Consider the following 1,634-nt stretch of genomic DNA (forward strand, 5'->3'; position numbering starts at 1 on the left):
TAGCGCACGGCTGCAGCCAGGCCCAGCTGCGCCATGCGCTGGCGATCCAGCCCCTGGAACTCGCTGATCACCCGCAGGTCCAGCGCCGCGTGCTGGCGGAAGAAGTCGCCCAGGCGGGGCGTGAGCCAGCCCATGGCGAACGAAGGTGAGCAGCTCAGCGCCAGCGCCGCGCCGGGCTCGGGTTTGCGCAGTTGCAGCAGGGCCGCCTCCAGCGCGTCGAAGGACTCGCGCAGCACAGTCGCCAGGCGCAGCCCCTCGGGCGTCAAAAGCAGGGTGCGCGGGCTGCGCAAGAACAGCGGCCGCTGCAGCCACTGCTCCAGCTGTTTGACCTGCTGACTCACCGCGCCCTGCGTGATGCACAAGACTGAGGCAGCATGGGTGAAGCTTTCGCACCGTGCTGCAGCATCGAAGCACCGCAACCAGGATAACAAGGACGGATTCAGCGTCGGACCCATGTTGCCATTGCTATTACTAATAGATGGCCAAGTATAAGTGGCTTGCGCGGGCGCACTTATCCAGGCGAGCATGAGGCATGTCATTTGCACCCGCCTCTTCCGCTATTTCCCCATCCAGCGCCCTGCTTCCCTGGCAAACCGGTCTGGACTGGGCAACATTGCAAGCCGCACGCCCCCTGCTCTGGGCACAGGACGCAACACCTCCGACCACGCCCGACAGCGCGCCACAAGGCGAGTCCGGCATTAGCGCCATGCAGGAGTCCCTGGCCGCCATGCAGGCGGCGTCGGCCCGGCTGAACCGCTTCGCGCCACTGCTGGCGCAGCTGTTTCCCGAAGCCCTGGGGGCCAGCGGCGGGCTGATCGAATCCCCGCTGTTGGCGGTGCCGGCGCTGCAGGCAGCGCTGGGCCTGCCTGCCGAGGCGGGCACGCTGTTCGTGAAGGCCGACCACGCGCTGCCGGTGGCCGGCTCCATCAAGGCGCGTGGCGGCATCCACGAGGTTCTGGAACATGCAGAGGCGCTGGCGCTGCGCCATGGCCTGCTGCCGCAGCAGGATCTGGAACTGGCCGACTATCGCGTGCTGGCCTCGCCAGCGGCTCGCGCGCTGTTTGCCGCGCATCAGGTGGCCGTGGGCTCCACCGGCAACCTAGGCCTGGCCATCGGCGTGATGGCCGCTGCACTGGGCTTCAAGGCCACGGTGCACATGTCGGCCGATGCCAAGGAATGGAAGAAGGCACGCCTGCGCCAGCGTGGCGTGCAGGTGGTGGAGCATGAAGGCGACTACGCCGAGGCGGTGGCCGCGGGGCGGCGCGCCGTGCAGGCCGACCCGCAGGGCCACTTTGTCGACGACGAGCACTCGAGTTCGCTGTTCATGGGCTATGCAGTCGCCGCCGAGCGACTGGCGGCCCAGCTGGAAAGCGCCGGACGGACGGTGGACGCTGCGCATCCGCTCCTCGTCTACCTGCCCTGCGGGGTGGGCGGTGCGCCAGGCGGCGTGGCCTGGGCACTGCGCCAGCATTTCGGGGCGAATGTGCACTGCTTCTTTGCCGAGCCGGTGCAGTCGCCCTGCTTCCTGCTGCAGTTGCTGGTGAACCATGCGGGCGCCCGGGCTGCGCTGCCGCCGCTGGCTGCGCTGGCGGCCAACCCGCAGCCACCCTCGGTCTACGACATCGGCCTGAGCA

The 1,634-nt window shown here is 68.6% G+C and carries 2 protein-coding genes; one reads left to right on the top strand and one right to left on the bottom strand.

Annotation, left to right across the window (positions count from 1 at the left end; translation table 11 throughout):
* Positions 1-455 (bottom strand): LysR family transcriptional regulator (locus FKP22_RS29635; protein WP_141291797.1); only part of this gene is annotated, 455 nt, incomplete at its 3' end.
* Positions 456-532: 77 nt separating this feature from the next.
* Here FKP22_RS29635 and dsdA point away from each other — a divergent pair.
* Positions 533-1,634, top strand: a 1,102-nt coding sequence (gene dsdA / locus FKP22_RS29640; RefSeq protein ID WP_141291799.1) for a D-serine ammonia-lyase, incomplete at its 3' end; no start/stop codon positions are given.

Source organism: Ideonella azotifigens, from assembly GCF_006519715.1.
Lineage (GTDB): Bacteria > Pseudomonadota > Gammaproteobacteria > Burkholderiales > Burkholderiaceae_C > Ideonella > Ideonella azotifigens.